Raw genomic sequence first — 17865 nt, 5'->3', positions numbered from 1 at the left:
CTGCTCACGGCCCCATTCCGGACGCAATAGACTCTGACACTCATTGAAACTGGCACCTTTTAGGAGCCATATTGCGGCTGGGCAAACTAAGTGAATTTGGGATGGGACGGGTGTTACCAATCAAAGTAAAAATTATAATACCGGTTGTGGCTGCAACGCTTCTACTCGCCGGATGCAGTTCTCAACCGTCTTTGGACAGTGAGCGTATCGTCGCTAGGCTCCAATCGAATGTTGGAGCGGTCGAAGCCTTTTCGGACATGTTTCCAGAAGTCTACTGGGACGAGATCTGTCATATCGAAGCATACGACAATGCCGTGCAAGCTTTATGGCGGCACGGCAGAGGTGACTTTCGTGGTTACGACGTCTCACCTCGTTATCCTGTTCCAGAAGATGCCAACGGCATCTTGTTGATTGATCGCACCCGACGGTTCATCTATCTCATTATCATCCCCCTTAGTGACTATAAGCATAACATAAGGGTTATCAGGGGGCCGATCTGTCTGCCGAAAGCCGATGCGTTCTATCGAACAAAAGTTGTGCCTGCGCGCAATGGCAGCTACCGAGAATTGACATTTATAGATAACCGAGAAGAATGATGATCGGTTATCAGCGCGTGCGTTAAGGCCAAGGGCAATGCAATCATATTTGCGCTGTTATCCAACGGGTTCGATTTCGAGTACTCGCCAAGTTAATGGCATTGCAGATCTCAGCGGATGACTCATTTTCCAGTGATTGACAAAATTCTTGACTGGCAATCTGGAACGTCTGCTTGAAATGAAGCGAAATTCTACTGGTAAGGTCTTACACAAAAGCCACATTGATCCACGGCTTCCTTGATTTTTTCTGCAAGTTCAACGGAGTTTGGTGTGTCACTGTGGATGAGGATTGAATCCACACACATATCTATCTGCGTGCCATTAACTGTTGCAATTTTGCCTGTTGCCAACAGTTCACAAATACGCTGGGCGACAGCTACGTTGTCATGAATGACTGCACCATCCTCTCCACGCGCAACAGGAACACCAGCCTCTGAATATCCGCGATCAGCAAGAAAGGATTTTACGAGTCTGACATTCTGCGATTCAGCCTGACGGGCCGCAGCGGTGTTCGGGAGTCCGATGAAGACGAGAGCGGGATCAAAGGCTTTCATAGCGGAGATCAATGTTTCTGCCACGTCATTATCGGTGAAAGCGAGATTGCCGAGTGCGCCATGAAAATTTGCGTGCGTTAGTCTCGCACCGTGATGTTGGGCTATCGCGGATAAAGCACCCAATTGCGTGATCGTGGTTAGTTCCAGCTCTTTCAGCGACAGTTTCATCATACGACGCCCGAAGCCCTCACGGTCAGGAAAACCGATATGGGCACCGATGACGACTTTGTTCTTGAGTGCGTCGCCAATTGTTTTGTCCATTATGACGGGGTCGCCTGCATGAACACCACAGGCGACATTGGCGGAGGAAACAATTTTGAGTAATGCCTGATCGTCAGCCACTTCATAGGCTCCAAAGCCCTCACCGAGATCAGAGTTTAAGTCAATGGCTTTGTCAGACATATGATGTTCCTTTTATGCGCGAATGCTGGCAAGTATTGCATCGTAACCAACGATGGTTCCGTCGCTCGCGTTGAACTGTTCGAATATTCCGGCTTTAGGAGTTTTAACTTCGAAAATCAGGTCTCCTGTCTCAAGCCAACCCAGCCGCTCGTTCTCACCGACCAAAATGCCGGTCTGCAGTGCACGGCCGGTGATTTCCTTTCGAAATATTCCAGGAGTGAACGCACGAACTGCCGGAAGCTCTCCATCTGAAGGCGATTGTGGCGCGGCAATATCGAGCCATAGTTCCAGTTTGGAAGCTCCGGCTGAAATGCAGACGTGGCTGATACCTGCAGTGGCTGCATGGTCGCTGACCGCACGAATAAAATTACCAGTAAACAGTGTCATGCAGCTTTTTTCCTGACCATTTGCCATGCAAGCGTCGCCTGCGCTTCCAACTGGTTTAAACGTAGTTCGCTGGCACGGGCGGCGGCAATCGCAGTCTCATGATCAGTGCGCGCAAACCGGACGTGGCCCCCCAGCCGCGTCTGTGCAAGTTTGCGTAAATCTGCGCCGATAATAACTCCGAGTTTTGGGTATCCGCCGCATGTATTCGCGTCATTCATCTGAACAACTGGCTGGCCTGATGGTGGCAATTGAATAACACCTGGCAAAATACCGTGGGAGAAGAGTTCAGTTTTTTTAATCGCTTCGATAGTTGGCCCTGCGAGGCGGTAGCCGATGCGATTGCTGTCGGGCTGGATACGCCAGTCACTTTCTAGAAAGCTTTGCTGCATGGAACTATCGTGGTTGTCCCACTCTGCAGCTGGAAGCATTCTGATCACGTTGTCAGTCTCAAGTAGACCGAACTTTTGCGTGTTGAAACCAAATCCCCGGGCGATTGAAACGTCATGCGCACCAGATCTGAGGGGTAGTTGGTCGCCTGCCTTGAGGGCACGTCCTCCAATACCACCAAAGCCGCCTTTGCGATCGGTTGAAACTGAACCCAAAACCGGCTCAATAGCAAATCCACCGGCAATGGCGAGGTAAGCATACATGCCTTCTCCGGCTGGTGTGGTTTTTAACACCTGACCGGCATAAGCCTGCTGAACCCACCAACTCGGAACAGGAGAACCATCAAGTGTTGCATTGATATTAGTTCCGGTCAGCGCGAAAACCGTATCATGAGGAAAGTGAATTTCAGTGCCACCGAGCGCAATTTCTATTGCGGCTTCATTGCGGGTGTTGCCAGCCAAAATGTTGGCGGCCTGAAAAGCGAGTGGGTCCATGGCGCCACTGGCCGTGACACCGATCTGCCGATAGGACGATCGACCAAGATCTTGAATCGTCGATAGAATTCCAGGTTGCACAATCTCAATCATGACAGGATGTCCTCAATGATGAAGCGGACACGGTCTCCGGGCACAAGCAACGCAGGGGAGGAATGGTCTATATTGAAAAACTCCAGATCAGTTTCGCCGATAACATGCCACCCTGACGGCGACGTGCGTGCTTGTACGGCAGTCTGATCACCACCAATGATCACCGAGCCAGCTTTTACACTCAGGCGCGGCGTGTCTCGGCGGGGCGTTGAGAGCAGTGGATCCAATCCTCCGAGGTAGCCAAATCCCGGCTGGCTACCGAGTGCATAGACAATATAATCGCCGCCAACATGGAGGCGGACAAATTCTTCCGTACTGAGGCCTTTGCTTTGTGCAAGAGTCGGAAGGTCTTCGCCGTAAGTGCCACCATATCGTACTGGTATCTCTATGAGCTTTCCGGCGCGTGGACGGCCGTTAGCATTGCTCCATAAGCGGGTAATATGAGTTACTAGCGCATCGCGAGAGAGAATATTTGCATCATACCCAATCAGCAGGTTGTTCATGCCGGGGATTGTTTCTCCAACCCCTTCATATGTCTCCAACTCCTCACTCAGTGCCCAGAAACGTTCCTGCGTCTGCAACGATAAGGCGGTCGGAGGCAATTGGCACAAAACCGCCCGTTCTCCCATGTCAGAGATAAGAAGTGATGCGACGTCGGTCATGCTGCGGTGCCTCCCGCACCAATAATTCGTCTTTCGAGGAAGTGAATATTTGTTCCGCCGGCGCAGAAATCAGGATTTTGCAGAATGATCTGGTGCAGAGGGATGTTTGTTTGCACCCCTTTAAGCCGGGTCATTCTGAGCGCGTTTTGCATGCGCTCGATCGCTTCTTGGCGGTTCTCACCCCAGACGATTATTTTTCCGATCATAGAATCGTAATGGCGCGGTATTTCATAGCCCTCTTCGATATGGCTATCGATACGGACATGTTCGCTTGATGGCACAATCCATTCGCTGATTGTACCTGGTGAAGGTAAGAAGCTTTGCGGATCCTCAGCGTTGATGCGGCATTCCAGAGCGTGTCCTTTAAGGATTACATCCTGCTGTGAGAAACCCAGCTTCTCACCCCGGGCAATGCGTAATTGAGCCTGAACAATATCAACTCCGGTAATTGCTTCTGTTACCGTATGTTCAACCTGTAAACGCGTATTCATTTCAATGAAATAAAGCGCACCATCTTCGTAGAGGAATTCGAAAGTACCTGCACCACGGTAATTGATCTGACGGCAGGCTTCCAGACACTGTTCTGCAACCTGACTTATCAGGTCACGACTGATATGTGGGGCGGGCGCCTCTTCGACGATTTTCTGATGTCGTCTTTGCATTGAGCAATCGCGCTCACCTAGCCACACACCATTTCCATGACTATCAATAAGAACCTGAATCTCGACGTGGCGTGGATTGGTCAGAAATTTTTCGAGATAAACTTCCGGGTTACCAAACGCGTTTCGTGCTTCTTCACGCGTAATGGCGATGGCATCAGAAAGCTCTGCTTCATTATGAACAACACGCATCCCGCGACCGCCGCCGCCGCCCGATGCTTTGATGATAACAGGATAACCTATTTTTCGTGCCAGATTTTGCTGTTCGGAGATCGAGCTGCTGAGTGCCCCCTCTGAACCGGGAAGGCATGGCACGCCCGCCACAGCCATTGTCGTTCGTGCTCTGACTTTGTCCCCCATCAGATAAATTGCTGAAGCGGATGGACCGACGAAAGTTAAGCCGCAGTTTTCCACGGCTTCAACAAAGCCGAAGTTCTCCGAAAGAAAACCATATCCCGGATGAATGGCATCGGCACCGCAACTCAGTGCAGCAAAAACAATGGCTGATTTATTAAGATAGCTTTCACGCGGTGAAGCCGGGCCAATACAAATTGCCTCTTCTGCACGTTGTACATAAGGGGCACCTGCATCTCCTTCGGAATAGGCCTGAACATAAGGAATCTGCATTTCTGTGCAGGCACGTTGAATACGGACGGCAATTTCCCCGCGATTGGCAATAAGCACCTTGCTGATCATGCTTGTTACTCCACTGCGGTCGTTATACCGAAAAGCTTTTGCGCTGAATCGACAGAAGTTTCATTTTTGGCAAAAATTGCAGCAACAATCCCGTCTTGAGTGGCTGCAACAGGAACCATCGTTTTCATGGCCTCAATCAGGGCAACGGTATCGCCTTTTTTAACAGCGCTACCGACGATGGCATAGGGGGCTGCATCAGGGGATGGTGCTAGATAAAGAATACCAGGCAGAGGAGCATTGATTACGCTGGTATGCTGCGTCTCTGCTTGTGAGAAGGCCGGCGGGGATTTCGCAGTGGCGAGTGCTGCGTCTTTTGCGTCGCGCCTGAGACGGATTTCTCCATAGCTATCGATTAGCACCAGTTCTTTAACGGACGAACTGGACATAAGATCCAGCAAATCCTTAACGCGCTCCAGATTCATATGATTGTTTTTCCGATTCACCCATCTTGCCGGACAATGCGATTAGCCGGCGCCTCCATAACGCCCGACGTGACGACAAGGGATATGTCCCGGGACTTCTCATTGACAATGTGTCATCGAGTCCCCGGCATGCCGCCTCTATCGAGCTATAAAAAGATGATGTGCGGGCAAAGAGAATAAAAGCGATAAATATTTATAATTTATCATCGCTTTTTGGAATGAATTTTTTAGTTCTGATACTGACGTGAGAAGTCGCAAATTTCTGCTGCGAGTTTGGCAATGGTCGAAACAATTGCTGCCGGACGATCGCTTCGATACATCGCCGAATAGGGGACGGGGGGCAGCGATGGCGATGTCGGAATGATCTCCAATTTACCCTCATCCACCAGAGGCTGGAAGCAATCACGGGGAACATAGCTCAGTCCGAGGCCGGCGATCGAGAAACCGAGAAGAGCGGTCATGCTGTCGCTCGATAGCAGTTTAGGAAAAATGACGCCTTCATTGCGAAACCATTTTTTGAGGTAAAGTCCGGAACCCGATCGTCCACCCTGAGATAGTATGGGATATTTGGTCAATTCTGACAGGGGCACATTTTCAACAAAACTGACCAGTCCCGGTTTGGCCATCCATGCATTTTCCACCTTTGCCAAAGGAATCGCAATAACGTCCGGATCAGCAAATGTCTCAGGGATTACGATAAAATCCATTGAGCCGTCGCAGAGTTTTTCAAATAATGTACGGCTCATATCCACCTCCGGTTCAAGCAAAACGGATGGAAAAATTGCCCGGAGTTCTGTGACGAAACGCGGCAGCCATGTGATGGCCGTCAGCTCCGTTACACCGATACGAAGGCGGTACAGTGGTTGTTGTGCTGTATCGTGCAGTGCCTGTATGCGATCTGTTAGCTGCAGCATTGCCTCTGCGATGGCAAATAGATACTCGCCCTGCTCTGTCAACCGTGCCCCCCGTTGGGAGCGGTCGAAAACTGTTATGCCTGTCAGCGCCTCAAGCTCTTGTACGCGTTTAGAAATAGCTGATTGCGAGGTATTAAGCCGCAAAGCAGCTTTTTCAAACGTACCCAGATTGGTGATCCAGTAAAGCGCTTCCATTTGTTTTACAGTTACACCGGTGGTCATTTCCCACATTCCTAAAAGAGATGAAATTTTATTATTATTTATCGTTTTTCAGAATGAAAATAAAGCATCACTTTATGTTCAGTTTGTCGGGCAGCAACCTGATCCCGATTCCCAACCTGGAACAACTGATGTCAATTGAGCTTTCTAAACGCGTTCTTGATCTGAAACCATCTGCCAGTATTGCGGCCAAAGCTAAAGTGCGCGAGCTGGAAAGCCAGGGTTTCAAAATCATTGATTTCACTATCGGTGAGCCGGATTTTGCAACGCCACCACATATTATCGATGCTGCAATCGACGCACTCAAAGCGGGTGATACGCATTATACTGCAACGCAGGGCACGGATGCACTGCGCGCCGCCATTGCAGGGAAGCTGAAGCGTGATCATAATATAGCCTATGATGCCTCAGAAATTATTGTTGGTGTTGGTGCAAAGCAGCTGATTTTCGAAGCGTTTGCTGCGACTCTGAACAAGGGCGATGAAGTGATCGTTCCTGCACCATACTGGGTTTCTTACCCGGATATTGTTGCCGTTAATGATGGCACGCCGGTCATTGTTGTCTGCGAGGAAGAAAACGGTTTCAAGTTGTCGCCATCAGCGCTTGAGGCGGCCATTACGCCAAAAACCAAGTGGCTTATTCTGAATTCCCCGAGCAACCCGACTGGTGCAGTCTACAGCGCCGGAGAACTGCGCGCATTGCTGGCAGTTCTTGATCGTCATCCGCATGTGGCCATCATGACGGACGACATTTATGAGCACATCGTTTATGATGGGGTGACCCATTTCACCCCAGTGCAGGTTAATCCGGAATTCAGAGCACGCTGCCTGCTCATCAATGGCATGTCGAAAGCATATGCTATGACTGGCTGGCGCGTTGGCTATGCAGCGGGACCCAAGCCCCTGATCGCAGCCATAGGAAAATTGCTCGGCCAGAGCACAACCTGTGCAAGCTCCATTAGTCAGGCCGCTTCTGCCGCAGCGCTGAACGGCGCTAAGAGCACAGTTAAAGATATGTGCGCTATCTATAAGCTGCGCCGTGACCGGATGTGTGAATTGCTCGCTCAGATTCCGGGTATTCGCTGTGCGAAGCCGGAAGGTGCTTTTTATGTTTACCCATCGGTTGAGGGATTGCTGGGTAAGGCCACACCAGATGGCCGAGTGCTGAAAACCGATCTTGATGTGAGCATGTATTTTCTTGAAGCAGCCAATGTCGCTGTGATGGACGGCACGTCATATGGTCTTTCACCCTATCTGCGTCTGTCTTTTGCGACTGCCATCGAAACAATCGAGCAGGGCTGTGAGCGCATTGCGCAAGCTTGCGCGGCACTCCGCTGACCAAGGCCTACATCAGAAAAATATTATCTTAAACCGGTAGCAGCTTTTGCTGCCGGGCCATTTCCGGAGATTACATATGACAGGAAATCGTCGTTTGCAGAGTGCTGTGCAAGCCAGTTCTGAGTTGATTGCGGCCTTCGCAAAAATACCCGTTGCCAATATTAGTGATAATCTTGAGCGCCTTTCGGGTGCAGTTGGCATTCGGCCTTATCACAATGGTTCGGTAATGGCGGGGACAGCTCTTACAGTTCGCACCCGCGCGGGTGACAATCGAGCGATTCATGAAGCGCTGGAAATGATCCGTCCGGGCGATGTGATCGTGGTGGACGGCGGTGGCGATACAAGCCGCGCTCTGATTGGCGAAATTATGTCTTCGGTCGCTGCAATGCGCGGAGCGGCTGGCTTTGTGCTGGACGGTGCTATTCGCGACGCAGCAGAGCTTGCAAAGTCAGATTTTCCGGTATTTGCGAGGGCTGCTATTCATCTTGGGCCTTATAAGAATGGCCCGGGTGAAATCAATGTTCCCGTCAGCATTGGCGGTATGACAGTCAATCCGGGCGACATCGTTATCGGCGATGCTGATGGCATTGTGGCTTTCCCTCAGGAAATTGCTCAGGAGCTTTTGAAAGCGTCGCAGGAGCAGTCGGCTAAAGAAGAAGAAATTCTGAAGGGTATCGCTGCGGGACAATATACCGGCGTCTACGCAGAGCATTGAACGCACTAAAAATAACAATAAAAGAGGTGAACATGACAACTACACATTCTGCGGCAAGCCTAGCCGCACGTCTGGACAGGCTGCCTATTCTTGGCTTTCATAAAAAATTCCTGCTCCTAGTTGGGGCAGGGATGTTCTTCGATTCCTTCGATATTTATCTCGCAAACTCGGTGCTGGCGACACTCAAGCAAGCGGGTTGGTCGACACTGACACAGAATGCGACATTCCTTTCAGCAACCGCTGTAGGGATGCTGATCGGCTCTTTGTTGGCAGGTATTTTGGGCGACCGTTATGGACGCAAGTTTACCTACCAGTTCAATCTTGCCATTTTCGGCTTTGCAGCAATAGCCTGTGCCTTTGCGCCGAGCATGGAGTTTCTGATCGTCGCGCGCTTTATTAGTGCAATTGGTATGGGTGCAGAAAATATCATCGGCTACGGTATCATCAGTGAGTTTGTCCCACCTGCTTATCGCGGGCGCTGGGCTGCACTTCTGTCGTGCATCGCGCAGGCAGGACTGTTCTTTGCGACACTGACCGCATGGCTTGTCATCCCGACCATGGGCTGGCAGATGATGTTTATCATCGTTGGTATTGGTGCGATTACCGTTCTTATCGCTCGAAAGAACATTCCTGAATCTCCGCGCTGGCTGGCAAGCAAAGGACGATTTGAAGAAGCGGCGGCTGTCGTTGCTGAAATTGAAAAAGGGACAGACGTTTCCAAGCTGCCACCTCTGACGATTGATCGCACCACGACGCAGAATATCGCGGCTGACTACAAGACTTTCGATCCACGCTTCAGAACATCGCTTATCGTTGCTGGTATTGCGATGATCGTACAGAGCGTCTCGATCTATGGTTTTGTTGCTTGGGTACCAACTATTCTGACCCAGCAAGGTATCTCGTTGAATGCGTCTCTGCTTCAGTCAGCATTTATGACGCTTGGCGGACCTTGCGGTGCTCTCCTCGCTTTCATGTTGACTGACCGTATCGGTCGTCGTCCGGCAATCATTGGTGGTTCGCTCCTGGCTGCCGTCGTGGGGCCACTATTTGCAATGGTGACGTCACAGGTTGCGGCAACGGCTTTAGGCTTCGTGATGTTCACGATCATCTATTATCTCGTGTCCGTCGTTCAAGCTGGTTATCTGCCGGAACTGTTCCCGACACAGGTTCGTATGCGTGCTACCGCTGTTGCCGTAATGGCGGGACGTTTTGCAAGCATTGGTGTTCCTTATGCGATCCTGTTCCTGCTCAATGGCTGGGGTCTTATGGCTGTCGTTGCGATGGTCTCTGTCTTGCTGGTCATCCAGATCATTGCGATCGCTGTTGCCGGTGTTGAAACCCGACACAAGAGCCTTGAAGCAATTACGACAGAGACGATCACATCCCGATAAGCGCGCCGCTTGTCCTTCATCCCGGCATGGCTTTTCTAAACGCTGTGCCGGGTCTTTTTTCGGGGCTGCCTCGTAAACCGAGTGCAGCTGGCTAGGATGCAGCACCTCTACCTGTGTTGCGCTTGCTTTTGAAACGGTCCCCAACCATGCACAGTCAAAAAATCCAAAAAGCAATCGAACTTGCTGAGAATGCAACACGAAGCGGTCCTCCTCCCCGTCCGGGCAACCCTTATTTTGGTGTTGGTCCGATTACCGATGGCACGGAAGGTATTCTGCCCTCGCAGCAGATCAACTTCGAGTTTGGACGATGGCTGTCTGCCAATTACCGTAAATATGATGATCGGGGCAGGGACCTCGGTGGTTTTACTGTAGCTGAAATCGAACAATCCATGCATCGCGGCTATCCGGCAGATAAAATCATTCTGGATATGATGCGTGAAATTCACAGCTACTTCGGTTTTTCTGAAGAGAACCGCCTGGCTGTTGGCCTTGGCGGGGGGCATAGCGGTTTTACCAGCTGTATCATGCATCTCATGAACACGTCTCCAGACTGCAAGGTATATGTCGATACGCCTGCCCCGGAGAACGATGATGCAGTCGGTGCAGGCTTTTTCCGACAGTCATGGGCAGCACAGATTTTAGACATGCAGTGTCAGGCCAAAAACGGTGATGTCAGTCGAGTGCATTTTGCAACATCCGAAGGGGTGATACCTGAGGCGGAATGGCTGAAAAGCAAGCGCATTCGTCTGCTCATTGGCGTTGGCCATGAAACAACCGGTGCGACCAGTTACAGTTCGGCGGATATCCGCAATCTCTGTGACTGGATTGATGCAGATCCGGATAATCATCATGCAGTTCTGGACGCAACGTCCCTGTTAGGTGCAATGGCGTGGGAGCAGTCGCTCATCAAAGCTGTTATGGAAAAGTGTTGCCTGTTCACGCCACTGCAAAAGGCCATTGGTGGTATAGCAGGCTACTTCGTCGCATCGTTCACGCCATATGCACTAGCGCTTGTAGAGCGCAATCAGCAAAACCAATCCTGGTTTATTCCTCGACAACTGCGGCTGACTGCGCCACTTGATCCGAAGCGACCGCTGAGTGGCCAGTCGAGCGTGGAGATTGGGCCCTTTTATGATCCGTCTACCGATAGAATGTTAGGCGGGGTGATTAATACTTATAGCGCTTTGGCCTTCGCGCGCACGACCTTCGGTCTAATGCGTATTAAGAATAGAATTGGCGATATTGAAGCTTTGAACCGTGCATCGGTACGCAATCGCAATGTGATCGCGGACTGGACTAAGGCGCATTCATTATTGTCTTTGACAGTCAGCGACATCGAACGGCGCGGTGCCGCGGTCACATTGCTTAGCGTAAATGACGCGGATATTGATGAGCCTGAAACCCACGCGCGAATTCTTGCGAAAGCAAAAAGTTTGCTGGGCTACGAGGGCATAACCCATGCAGATGGTCGTCATGAGGCAGGGCTTTGTGCAGCGTTTTATATCAATGCTTTTCCCGGGACACCGGGAGATTTCCGTGCATGGGTAGGCGGAGTGCGCAGTGAAGAGGACATTCTACTTCTGCTGGAAAATCTGCAATATGCCTGGCAACGCGCGAAGATTGCCGTTTTGCAGTCTGACTACCATGACACCTTCATTGCGCCGGATATTGCACAGCGCATGCCTCTTAAATCTGAGGTGTCTATTTCTTCAGATCAGGCAGAGCAGTTGTTGGAACTACGCAAAAACGCAGAAGATCTGGCAGCCTTATCGGTTGCGATGCTGGGATGCCGGGCAGATGAGTATCCTCAGTTAGTCAAACATTTTGCAGCACACTGGCAACGGCTTTCCGGCTCAGCAGCCGCTGTGAATCCGGTTCTGGATTGAGCTTAAAACTGAGAACAACAATCAATTGCAGTTAATTTCGAGAAAGTATTTCTTCATTGAAAAAAGTACTTATTTGCGACCTGGTTGGATTGAAACTCGATCACAGTGGTTGCCCGGATCATTCTGAGGTGGCGGAGTTTATCCGCGCGCAGGGTGGCGTATTTCACTTAGGTGGCGTTCTGGAGAACGCAGCAAAAGCGCGTGCTGATGCAGTTAATTTTTATTATCTGCCGTATCTGTCTTCGGACGAAGAAATGACACTGGCAGGGAATGGAAGTTATGATTCAGTTATTGCAGCTGCGACTTTTATTCCATTACAGGCACAATTTGGTCTTGGCGGCGTACGGATCGGTGCCGGGACTGGGAATATGGGGTCGAGCTCATGGGGCGGTGGCACCGGTGTTGGTGGTAATGCGCCGCTGATGAACACGCCAGGCAGTAACAGTCGCGCCACAGCACAGATGGTGATGAAGGCAATTCTGAGTGTGATGCCCGACCTTCCACTTGATGATCTACATGACCAGGTTTTGACCGGGCGTTTTGATACGCGGTTTCATATTCAGGCTTATCCGACAGAAAAACTTGAGGGTAAACGACTCGCTGTCCTCGGATTTGGTAATATTGGCCGTGAGGTCGCAAGGCTCGCAAAAGCCTTTCAGATGAATGTAACCGTCTATGCGCGTTCCGCGCATAAAGAGCGAATTCTCGCTGCGGGCTTTGATTACAGCGATGATCCAGTTGCCGCATGTGTCAATGCAGATATTCTGAGTGTGCATGTAGGGCTTGGCGAGCGCGACGCGACTAGCGGCTCTTATCTGAACTGCGGCATTGTTGGCGCTCCACTGTTAAAGGTAATGCGGCCCGGAGCCATTGTGGTGAACTTTGATCGTGGAGAAGTTGTCGATGTTGCAGCCTTGTCGGATGCGATGCAGGGTGGACAGGTGCGTTACGCGTTCATTGATGCAGATATTTTCTGCGATGCGAAAACGGGACGTTTTAGGGGCCCACTTGCACCCTATATTGAGCCTGCCCGACAACTCGGAGGCAGAATGAAGCTTTATCCACATATTACCGCTGATACTGATCATCCATCACGCGTTGCAGGTGCAAAACAGGCGGTTTTGCAGATTATTGAAGCAATGTGTAACAAGCGTGTTCGCAATCTGGTTGGCGATCTCCCTGATGGCTACATACTTGCCGTTGATGAAGCAGCTAACACAACTGAATGAGCATTTGCATGATTGCCGACACAAAAGCATTCTTTGACGGCTTGTTTCGTGCAGCTGTAGCCGCGGCTGATCCGGCCTTGAGTATCGGTAGGTTTTTGCCAGCAAAACCAAAAGGCCGGACAATTGTGATTGGGGCTGGCAAAGCTTCATCACAGATGGCAGCTGCGCTTGAAAGTATATGGCAGGGACCACTCGAAGGCGTGGTTGTCACACGCTACGGTTATGCTGCAAAATGTGATCGGATAGAGATTATTGAGGCAGCTCACCCTGTTCCTGATGAGGCGGGGTTGCTCGCAACGCAACGCCTGCTCGGATCGGTATCCGATCTAACAGATGATGATCTGGTAATTGCCTTAATATCGGGAGGCGGCTCCGCGTTACTGCCCTCCCCTCCCGAGGGTATGTCACTCGCCGATGAGGTTGCAATCAACGATGCGCTCCTCGGATCTGGTGCACCAATTACGGCGATGAACACGGTTCGTAAGCAGCTTTCTGACATCAAAGGAGGGCGGCTTGCTCTGGCCGTCTGGCCTGCGAAACTTGTGACGTTGGTCGTCTCTGATATTCCGGGCGATGATCCGGCGCTTGTGGCATCAGGGCCGACTATTGCAGATCATACAACACGCGCAGACGCGCTTAGAATTATTGATGAATATAAAATAAGACTACCAAAGACCGCAGTCCGCCATTTAACCTTCTCTACAGTGACCACACCGTTGCCATGTGATAAGCGCCTGCGGAACAATCGGGCAGAGGTGATCGCTTCGGCGACGCTTTCGCTAGAGGCGGCTGCAGCACACGCGAAAAAGAAGGGAATTGAGGCGGTCATTCTCTCGGATTCCATCGAAGGGCAGGCAAAGGATGTAGCGGGTGTCCACGCCGCGATTGCGCGTGAAATTAAGCTGCGTGACCGACCGTTTCGTAAGCCAGTTTTGCTCTTATCCGGAGGAGAGACCACAGTCACACTCCGGGGAAACAGTGGCAGGGGAGGTCGAAACAGCGAATTTCTGCTGGCACTTGCCATTGCTTTGCAAGGTGTCGACGGCGTGTCCGCCTTCGCTGCAGATACCGATGGTATCGATGGTTCCGAGGGCAACGCTGGTGCGTTTATGATGTCGGATACACTTTTGAGAATGCGAGAGGCGGATATCGATCCTGGAATTTTGCTATCCAGAAATGACTCTTGGACTGCATTTAACTCAATTAACGACCTATATACGCCCGGTCCGACAGGAACCAATGTGAATGACTTACGGGCTATCCTGATTACGTAACGGATCGGCATTCGTAGAGGGCCAGAAACCGGTATAAAATTCAGTGTTGGGAATTCTTGACTGGCAATCTGGTTGGGGCGTGCATATCGCATTTGTCAATGTTGCTTGCCACGCCTGCGATAAGCACTTGCCGAGCGATTGCATTTCACTAATAGGTTTTAGGAATCTGAATTAATGGTAATGCCAACTGACTATATCAGAGACCTCTTCGAAGCTTGGTCCAATTTGAGACATTGATTATCAAATCAATTTGGTTTGAATGGAAGGAAGAAAACTCGTTCCAGCGAGAGGAAGTTTCATCGCCGGTTCGTCGGCGAAGTGTCGATATTTCGTTCCTGATTAATTCTATTTTGTTTGCGCGAAATCAAGCTTCTCATTTGCTTCGAAAGCGATTCATTCAGCCGCGACTCCTGTTTGGATTTGTTGACCTAATCTGGGTCAGTACCACCGTTTTCAATCCCGGTTGAGCTATTCAATCTTCCAAGTTTCGATAGCGAATGCGCAGCAGTTTCACGTTGTTCGTTAGGTGTAACAACTCGAAACGCAGGATCCATGACGAAAGAAGATCCTTTAAAGCCCCCTTCGCGTCATCCCTCATCTGGCAGCGGTTAGTCATCTCGATTGACAGATAATCCACTGTATGCAACAAATATTGCAAAATATAACAATAAGGAATTTTCGCTGTATGGCATGTTGGTGTCGTCGCGAAATGGGAGGAGAGCGTGAAGAAGACAGGTATATTGCAGCCCCAGCCCCCCCTTCTGGAAGCAAGGGGCGTTTCCAAGTATTTCGGGGCGATTACTGCGTTGCGAGACGTAAATTTTCACGTTGATCCAGGCGAAGTACTGGGTGTTGTCGGCGATAACGGGGCTGGCAAGTCTACCTTGATGAAGATCCTGTCTGGTCTTTATGCGCCCAGCGAAGGAGAGCTCATTTTCCAAGGCGTTCCGGTGCGCTTTTCGGGTCCGAAGGACGCCCGTCTGCAAGGTATCGAGATGGTCTATCAGGACTTCGCGCTGGCCGGAAATATGCCGATCTACGAGAATATCTATCTTGGCCGAGAACCGGGCCGTAAATTCGGGCCGTTACGGATTGTCGATCACGCCAAGGCCCGTCTCATGGCGCAGGTGCACCTGGAAAAACTGAAGATCAGCGTCAAATCTATCGATCAGAATACGGAGAATTTGAGTGGCGGCCAGCGTCAGGCTGTTGCGATTGCACGTGCTACCGCCTTTGATGCCAAGCTAGTTATCATGGATGAGCCGACGGCTGCACTGGCGATCAAGGAAGTTGGAAAGGTGCTCGATCTGATACGCTCACTCAAGGAACATGGCGTCGCGGTTATCATCATTTCGCATCGCATGGACGACATTTTCTACTGCTGCGATCGTGTGATCGCCCTCTTTCATGGGACCAACTTCGCCGAGGCCAAGCTTTCAGAGACGAACCGTAACGAAGTTATCGGTTGGATCATGGGCGCAAAGGACCATGCCGATGAATTGGCTCACGATCGGGTGAAATAAAGTGCTGCACAATCCAAAATTTTCAAAATTTCTCGAAACTTACGGCATTGTCGTGGTCGTCATCGTCATGATGACGGCTCTGGCTATCATCAAGCCCGGTGTCTTCCTGTCTGCGGAAAACCTCTCCAATATCCTCAAGCAGAACGCCTCGCTAGCCTTGCTCGCGCTCGGCATGCTGCTGGTGATCATAACCGGTGGTATTGATCTTTCCGTAGGTTCAACCATGGCACTGGCGATGGTCTGCATTGCCATGTCTGCCCAGGCGGGCGTGCCATGGCCGATCTGTTTGCTGGTCGGACCTGTAGTGGGACTGGCGGTCGGCTATATCAACGGCGCCGGACTGACGAAGCTAAGACTTCCGCATCCTTTCATCATGACCTTGGGCACGCTCAATATCGCACGCGGACTGACGTATCTGCTGACCGGCGGAGCACCTGTTTCCGGGCTTCAACCGGAAGTTCGCTATCTCGGTATCGCCTATTGGGACCTGGGACTGTTCGCGCCGCCAGCCGGGTTGCCGGTCAGTCTCGTCGTCGTGCTCGTCAGCGCCGTACTTGTCTGGTTGTTCCTCAACTACACTGCAACCGGACGTCATATCTACGCGATCGGCGGCAATCCGCAGGCTGCGCGTGTATCGGGCGTCAATGTCGATAGAATTCTGGTTCTGGTCTACATGATCTGCGGCTTCTTTGCAGGGCTTGCCGGCCTTTTGCTCGTTGGTCGAAGCGGCAGCGGCTTTCCCAATGCCGGTATCGGGATCGAGTTGGATGCTATCGCGGCGGTTATCATCGGCGGCGCTTCCTTCTTCGGCGGACGGGGAACCGTTCTAGGAGTGTTGGCCGGGGTGCTCATCATGGGCCTGCTCCGCAATGGTCTCAATATTAACAATGTCAGCGCCTTCTGGCAGATGATCCTGATTGGCTTTGTCATCATAATTGCTGTCTACATCGACGTTTTGCGCAAGCACGCCTCTGTGCGGCGCTGAACGCCCACGATCCCGGATGCTTTTGTCTCGGCACGCCCGGTGAAAAAACTCCAGCGAGACGTTAAAATTATGGGAGGAAACCGAAATGAAAAGAATTCTTCTTTCCGGCGTCGCTTTCGCCGCCATGATCGTAACGGCCCAGGCCGCCGACACATATGTGGTCACCATGAAAGGGCCAGCCGCTGGCAATCCATACTGGGCCGCTTTTGAGGAAGGGGCTAAAGCGAAGGGCAAGGAACTTGGTGTCGATGTGGTTGTGGTATCTCCGCCAAGCGAAACGGATGTTCAGGCGCAGATCGGCCAGGTCGAAGACCTGATTGCACAAAAGGTGGCGGGCATCGCCATCGCGCCGACCGATCCTGCCGCTCTCGCGCCAGTCGTAGACCAAGCGAAAGAAGCTGGCGTTAAGGTAGTTTTCGTTGATGGAGCCGGTACGAACAAGGATGTGCCGTTCATCGGGACCAACAATCTGGAGGGCGGCAAGCTCGGCGGCGAATTCATGTGCAAGCAACTGCAACCTGGTTCCGAGGTTGCCATCCTGCAGGGTGTCATGACCACGACGAACGGTGCCGATCGTTACAACGGAGCCAAAGAAGCGCTCGAAGGTTGCGGTATGAAGATCGTTGCCGCACAACCAGCTGACTGGGATCGTGCCAAGGCGCAGTCGGTAACCGAAACCATCCTGACCGGCAATCCGAACATCAAGGGGGTTTTCGGTTCAAACGATAATATGGCGCTCGGTGCCGTGGAGGCTTTGAAGGCTGCCGCTAAGCTGAAAGACGTTCTGGTCGTGGGCTACGACGCCAACCCGGACGCGGCGAAATCTATTCTTGCAGGTGAGCTTATCGCATCCGTCGCGCAGGCGCCGCAGAAAATGGCAGGCCTCGGCATCCAGGCGCTCGTGGACATGAAGGCCGGCAAGGATGTGCCGATGGTGACCGATCCTGGCACCGTTCTGGTCACCAAGGAAAATGCCGAGCAATACAAGTAACGGTGGCACGGTCCCGCCACCGAGCGGGACCACATTTCTCCAAATGAGA

The 17865-nt window shown here is 51.5% G+C and carries 17 protein-coding genes; 10 read left to right on the top strand and 7 right to left on the bottom strand.

Features of this window, described 5'->3' with window-relative positions; all coding sequences use genetic code 11:
• Nucleotides 1–71 precede the first annotated feature (71 nt).
• A complete protein-coding gene (locus QBD01_RS08080) occupies nucleotides 72–596 on the top strand; it encodes a hypothetical protein (RefSeq protein ID WP_280992364.1) in 525 nt (174 codons plus the stop codon).
• Nucleotides 597–787: 191 nt separating this feature from the next.
• On the opposite strand, the gene QBD01_RS08075 is transcribed toward QBD01_RS08080, so the two are convergent.
• The 7 genes from QBD01_RS08075 to QBD01_RS08045 form a co-directional block, all read right to left on the bottom strand.
• Nucleotides 788–1552 carry a 5-oxoprolinase subunit PxpA gene (locus QBD01_RS08075; RefSeq protein ID WP_280992363.1) on the bottom strand — a complete coding sequence of 255 codons (765 nt, stop codon included), beginning with the start codon at nucleotides 1550–1552 and terminating at the stop codon, nucleotides 788–790.
• Between the two features lie 12 nt (nucleotides 1553–1564).
• The gene (locus QBD01_RS08070; RefSeq protein WP_280992362.1) at nucleotides 1565–1966 is read right to left on the bottom strand and encodes a hypothetical protein; all 402 of its coding nucleotides are present in this window, start codon (nucleotides 1964–1966) and stop codon (nucleotides 1565–1567) included.
• Complete coding sequence (locus QBD01_RS08065) at nucleotides 1936–2913, bottom strand: biotin-dependent carboxyltransferase family protein (RefSeq protein WP_280992361.1); 978 nt, start codon at nucleotides 2911–2913, stop codon at nucleotides 1936–1938. The genes QBD01_RS08070 and QBD01_RS08065 overlap by 31 nt, the downstream gene beginning before the upstream one ends.
• Nucleotides 2910–3575: a 5-oxoprolinase subunit PxpB gene (gene pxpB, locus QBD01_RS08060; protein WP_280992360.1), complete on the bottom strand. Its 666-nt coding sequence runs from the start codon at nucleotides 3573–3575 to the stop codon at nucleotides 2910–2912. Before pxpB ends, QBD01_RS08065 begins: the two co-directional genes overlap by 4 nt.
• Nucleotides 3572–4930 carry an acetyl-CoA carboxylase biotin carboxylase subunit gene (gene accC, locus QBD01_RS08055; RefSeq protein ID WP_280992359.1) on the bottom strand — a complete coding sequence of 453 codons (1359 nt, stop codon included), beginning with the start codon at nucleotides 4928–4930 and terminating at the stop codon, nucleotides 3572–3574. Before accC ends, pxpB begins: the two co-directional genes overlap by 4 nt.
• Nucleotides 4931–4935: 5 nt before the next feature.
• Nucleotides 4936–5352, bottom strand: a complete 417-nt coding sequence (locus tag QBD01_RS08050) for a biotin/lipoyl-containing protein (protein WP_280992358.1) — start codon at nucleotides 5350–5352, stop codon at nucleotides 4936–4938.
• A gap of 227 nt (nucleotides 5353–5579) precedes the next feature.
• The gene (locus QBD01_RS08045; protein ID WP_280992357.1) at nucleotides 5580–6488 is read right to left on the bottom strand and encodes a LysR family transcriptional regulator; all 909 of its coding nucleotides are present in this window, start codon (nucleotides 6486–6488) and stop codon (nucleotides 5580–5582) included.
• Between the two features lie 20 nt (nucleotides 6489–6508).
• Between QBD01_RS08045 and QBD01_RS08040 the strand changes: the two genes are divergently transcribed.
• The 9 genes from QBD01_RS08040 (at nucleotide 6509) to QBD01_RS08000 (ending at nucleotide 17816) form a co-directional block, all read left to right on the top strand.
• Complete coding sequence (locus tag QBD01_RS08040; RefSeq protein WP_392391337.1) at nucleotides 6509–7822, top strand: aminotransferase class I/II-fold pyridoxal phosphate-dependent enzyme; 1314 nt, start codon at nucleotides 6509–6511, stop codon at nucleotides 7820–7822.
• 76 nt (nucleotides 7823–7898) lie between these two features.
• Nucleotides 7899–8537: an RraA family protein gene (locus QBD01_RS08035; protein ID WP_280992356.1), complete on the top strand. Its 639-nt coding sequence runs from the start codon at nucleotides 7899–7901 to the stop codon at nucleotides 8535–8537.
• The gene (locus QBD01_RS08030) at nucleotides 8534–9928 is read left to right on the top strand and encodes an MFS transporter (protein ID WP_280992355.1); all 1395 of its coding nucleotides are present in this window, start codon (nucleotides 8534–8536) and stop codon (nucleotides 9926–9928) included. The genes QBD01_RS08035 and QBD01_RS08030 overlap by 4 nt, the downstream gene beginning before the upstream one ends.
• A gap of 146 nt (nucleotides 9929–10074) precedes the next feature.
• A complete protein-coding gene (locus tag QBD01_RS08025; protein ID WP_392391336.1) occupies nucleotides 10075–11814 on the top strand; it encodes a hypothetical protein in 1740 nt (579 codons plus the stop codon).
• A 56-nt stretch (nucleotides 11815–11870) separates the two neighbouring features.
• Nucleotides 11871–13043 (top strand): NAD(P)-dependent oxidoreductase, encoded by a 1173-nt coding sequence (locus tag QBD01_RS08020; RefSeq protein ID WP_280992354.1) that lies wholly within the window; start codon nucleotides 11871–11873, stop codon nucleotides 13041–13043.
• An 8-nt stretch (nucleotides 13044–13051) separates the two neighbouring features.
• The gene (locus tag QBD01_RS08015) at nucleotides 13052–14317 is read left to right on the top strand and encodes a glycerate kinase (protein ID WP_280992353.1); all 1266 of its coding nucleotides are present in this window, start codon (nucleotides 13052–13054) and stop codon (nucleotides 14315–14317) included.
• A gap of 722 nt (nucleotides 14318–15039) precedes the next feature.
• Nucleotides 15040–15840, top strand: coding sequence for an ATP-binding cassette domain-containing protein (locus QBD01_RS08010; protein ID WP_280992352.1), 801 nt, complete (start codon nucleotides 15040–15042; stop codon nucleotides 15838–15840).
• A gap of 1 nt (nucleotide 15841) precedes the next feature.
• Complete coding sequence (locus QBD01_RS08005) at nucleotides 15842–16825, top strand: ABC transporter permease (protein WP_280992351.1); 984 nt, start codon at nucleotides 15842–15844, stop codon at nucleotides 16823–16825.
• 85 nt (nucleotides 16826–16910) lie between these two features.
• Nucleotides 16911–17816 (top strand): sugar ABC transporter substrate-binding protein, encoded by a 906-nt coding sequence (locus tag QBD01_RS08000; protein WP_171319092.1) that lies wholly within the window; start codon nucleotides 16911–16913, stop codon nucleotides 17814–17816.
• The last annotated feature ends 49 nt before the right edge of the window (nucleotides 17817–17865 follow it).

Origin of the sequence: Ochrobactrum sp. 19YEA23, from assembly GCF_029909865.1 — a bacterium.
Lineage (GTDB): Bacteria > Pseudomonadota > Alphaproteobacteria > Rhizobiales > Rhizobiaceae > Brucella > Brucella gambitense.
Note: the sequence above shows the minus strand (reverse complement) of the source record. Positions and strands in the feature narration are given on the sequence as shown.

Excerpts from the sequence above, each read along its gene's own strand:
- QBD01_RS08050 (WP_280992358.1), bottom strand. The coding sequence starts at position 5,352 with ATGAATCTGGAGCGCGTTAAGGATTTGCTGGATCTTATGTCCAGTTCG.
- QBD01_RS08025 (WP_392391336.1), top strand. The coding sequence starts at position 10,075 with ATGCACAGTCAAAAAATCCAAAAAGCAATCGAACTTGCTGAGAATGCA.
- QBD01_RS08065 (WP_280992361.1), bottom strand. The coding sequence starts at position 2,913 with ATGATTGAGATTGTGCAACCTGGAATTCTATCGACGATTCAAGATCTT.
- QBD01_RS08035 (WP_280992356.1), top strand. The coding sequence starts at position 7,899 with ATGACAGGAAATCGTCGTTTGCAGAGTGCTGTGCAAGCCAGTTCTGAG.
- QBD01_RS08070 (WP_280992362.1), bottom strand. The coding sequence starts at position 1,966 with ATGGCAAATGGTCAGGAAAAAAGCTGCATGACACTGTTTACTGGTAAT.
- QBD01_RS08045 (WP_280992357.1), bottom strand. The coding sequence starts at position 6,488 with ATGACCACCGGTGTAACTGTAAAACAAATGGAAGCGCTTTACTGGATC.
- QBD01_RS08015 (WP_280992353.1), top strand. The coding sequence starts at position 13,052 with ATGATTGCCGACACAAAAGCATTCTTTGACGGCTTGTTTCGTGCAGCT.
- accC (WP_280992359.1), bottom strand. The coding sequence starts at position 4,930 with ATGATCAGCAAGGTGCTTATTGCCAATCGCGGGGAAATTGCCGTCCGT.
- pxpB (WP_280992360.1), bottom strand. The coding sequence starts at position 3,575 with ATGACCGACGTCGCATCACTTCTTATCTCTGACATGGGAGAACGGGCG.
- QBD01_RS08000 (WP_171319092.1), top strand. The coding sequence starts at position 16,911 with ATGAAAAGAATTCTTCTTTCCGGCGTCGCTTTCGCCGCCATGATCGTA.
- QBD01_RS08040 (WP_392391337.1), top strand. The coding sequence starts at position 6,509 with ATGAAATTTTATTATTATTTATCGTTTTTCAGAATGAAAATAAAGCAT.
- QBD01_RS08075 (WP_280992363.1), bottom strand. The coding sequence starts at position 1,552 with ATGTCTGACAAAGCCATTGACTTAAACTCTGATCTCGGTGAGGGCTTT.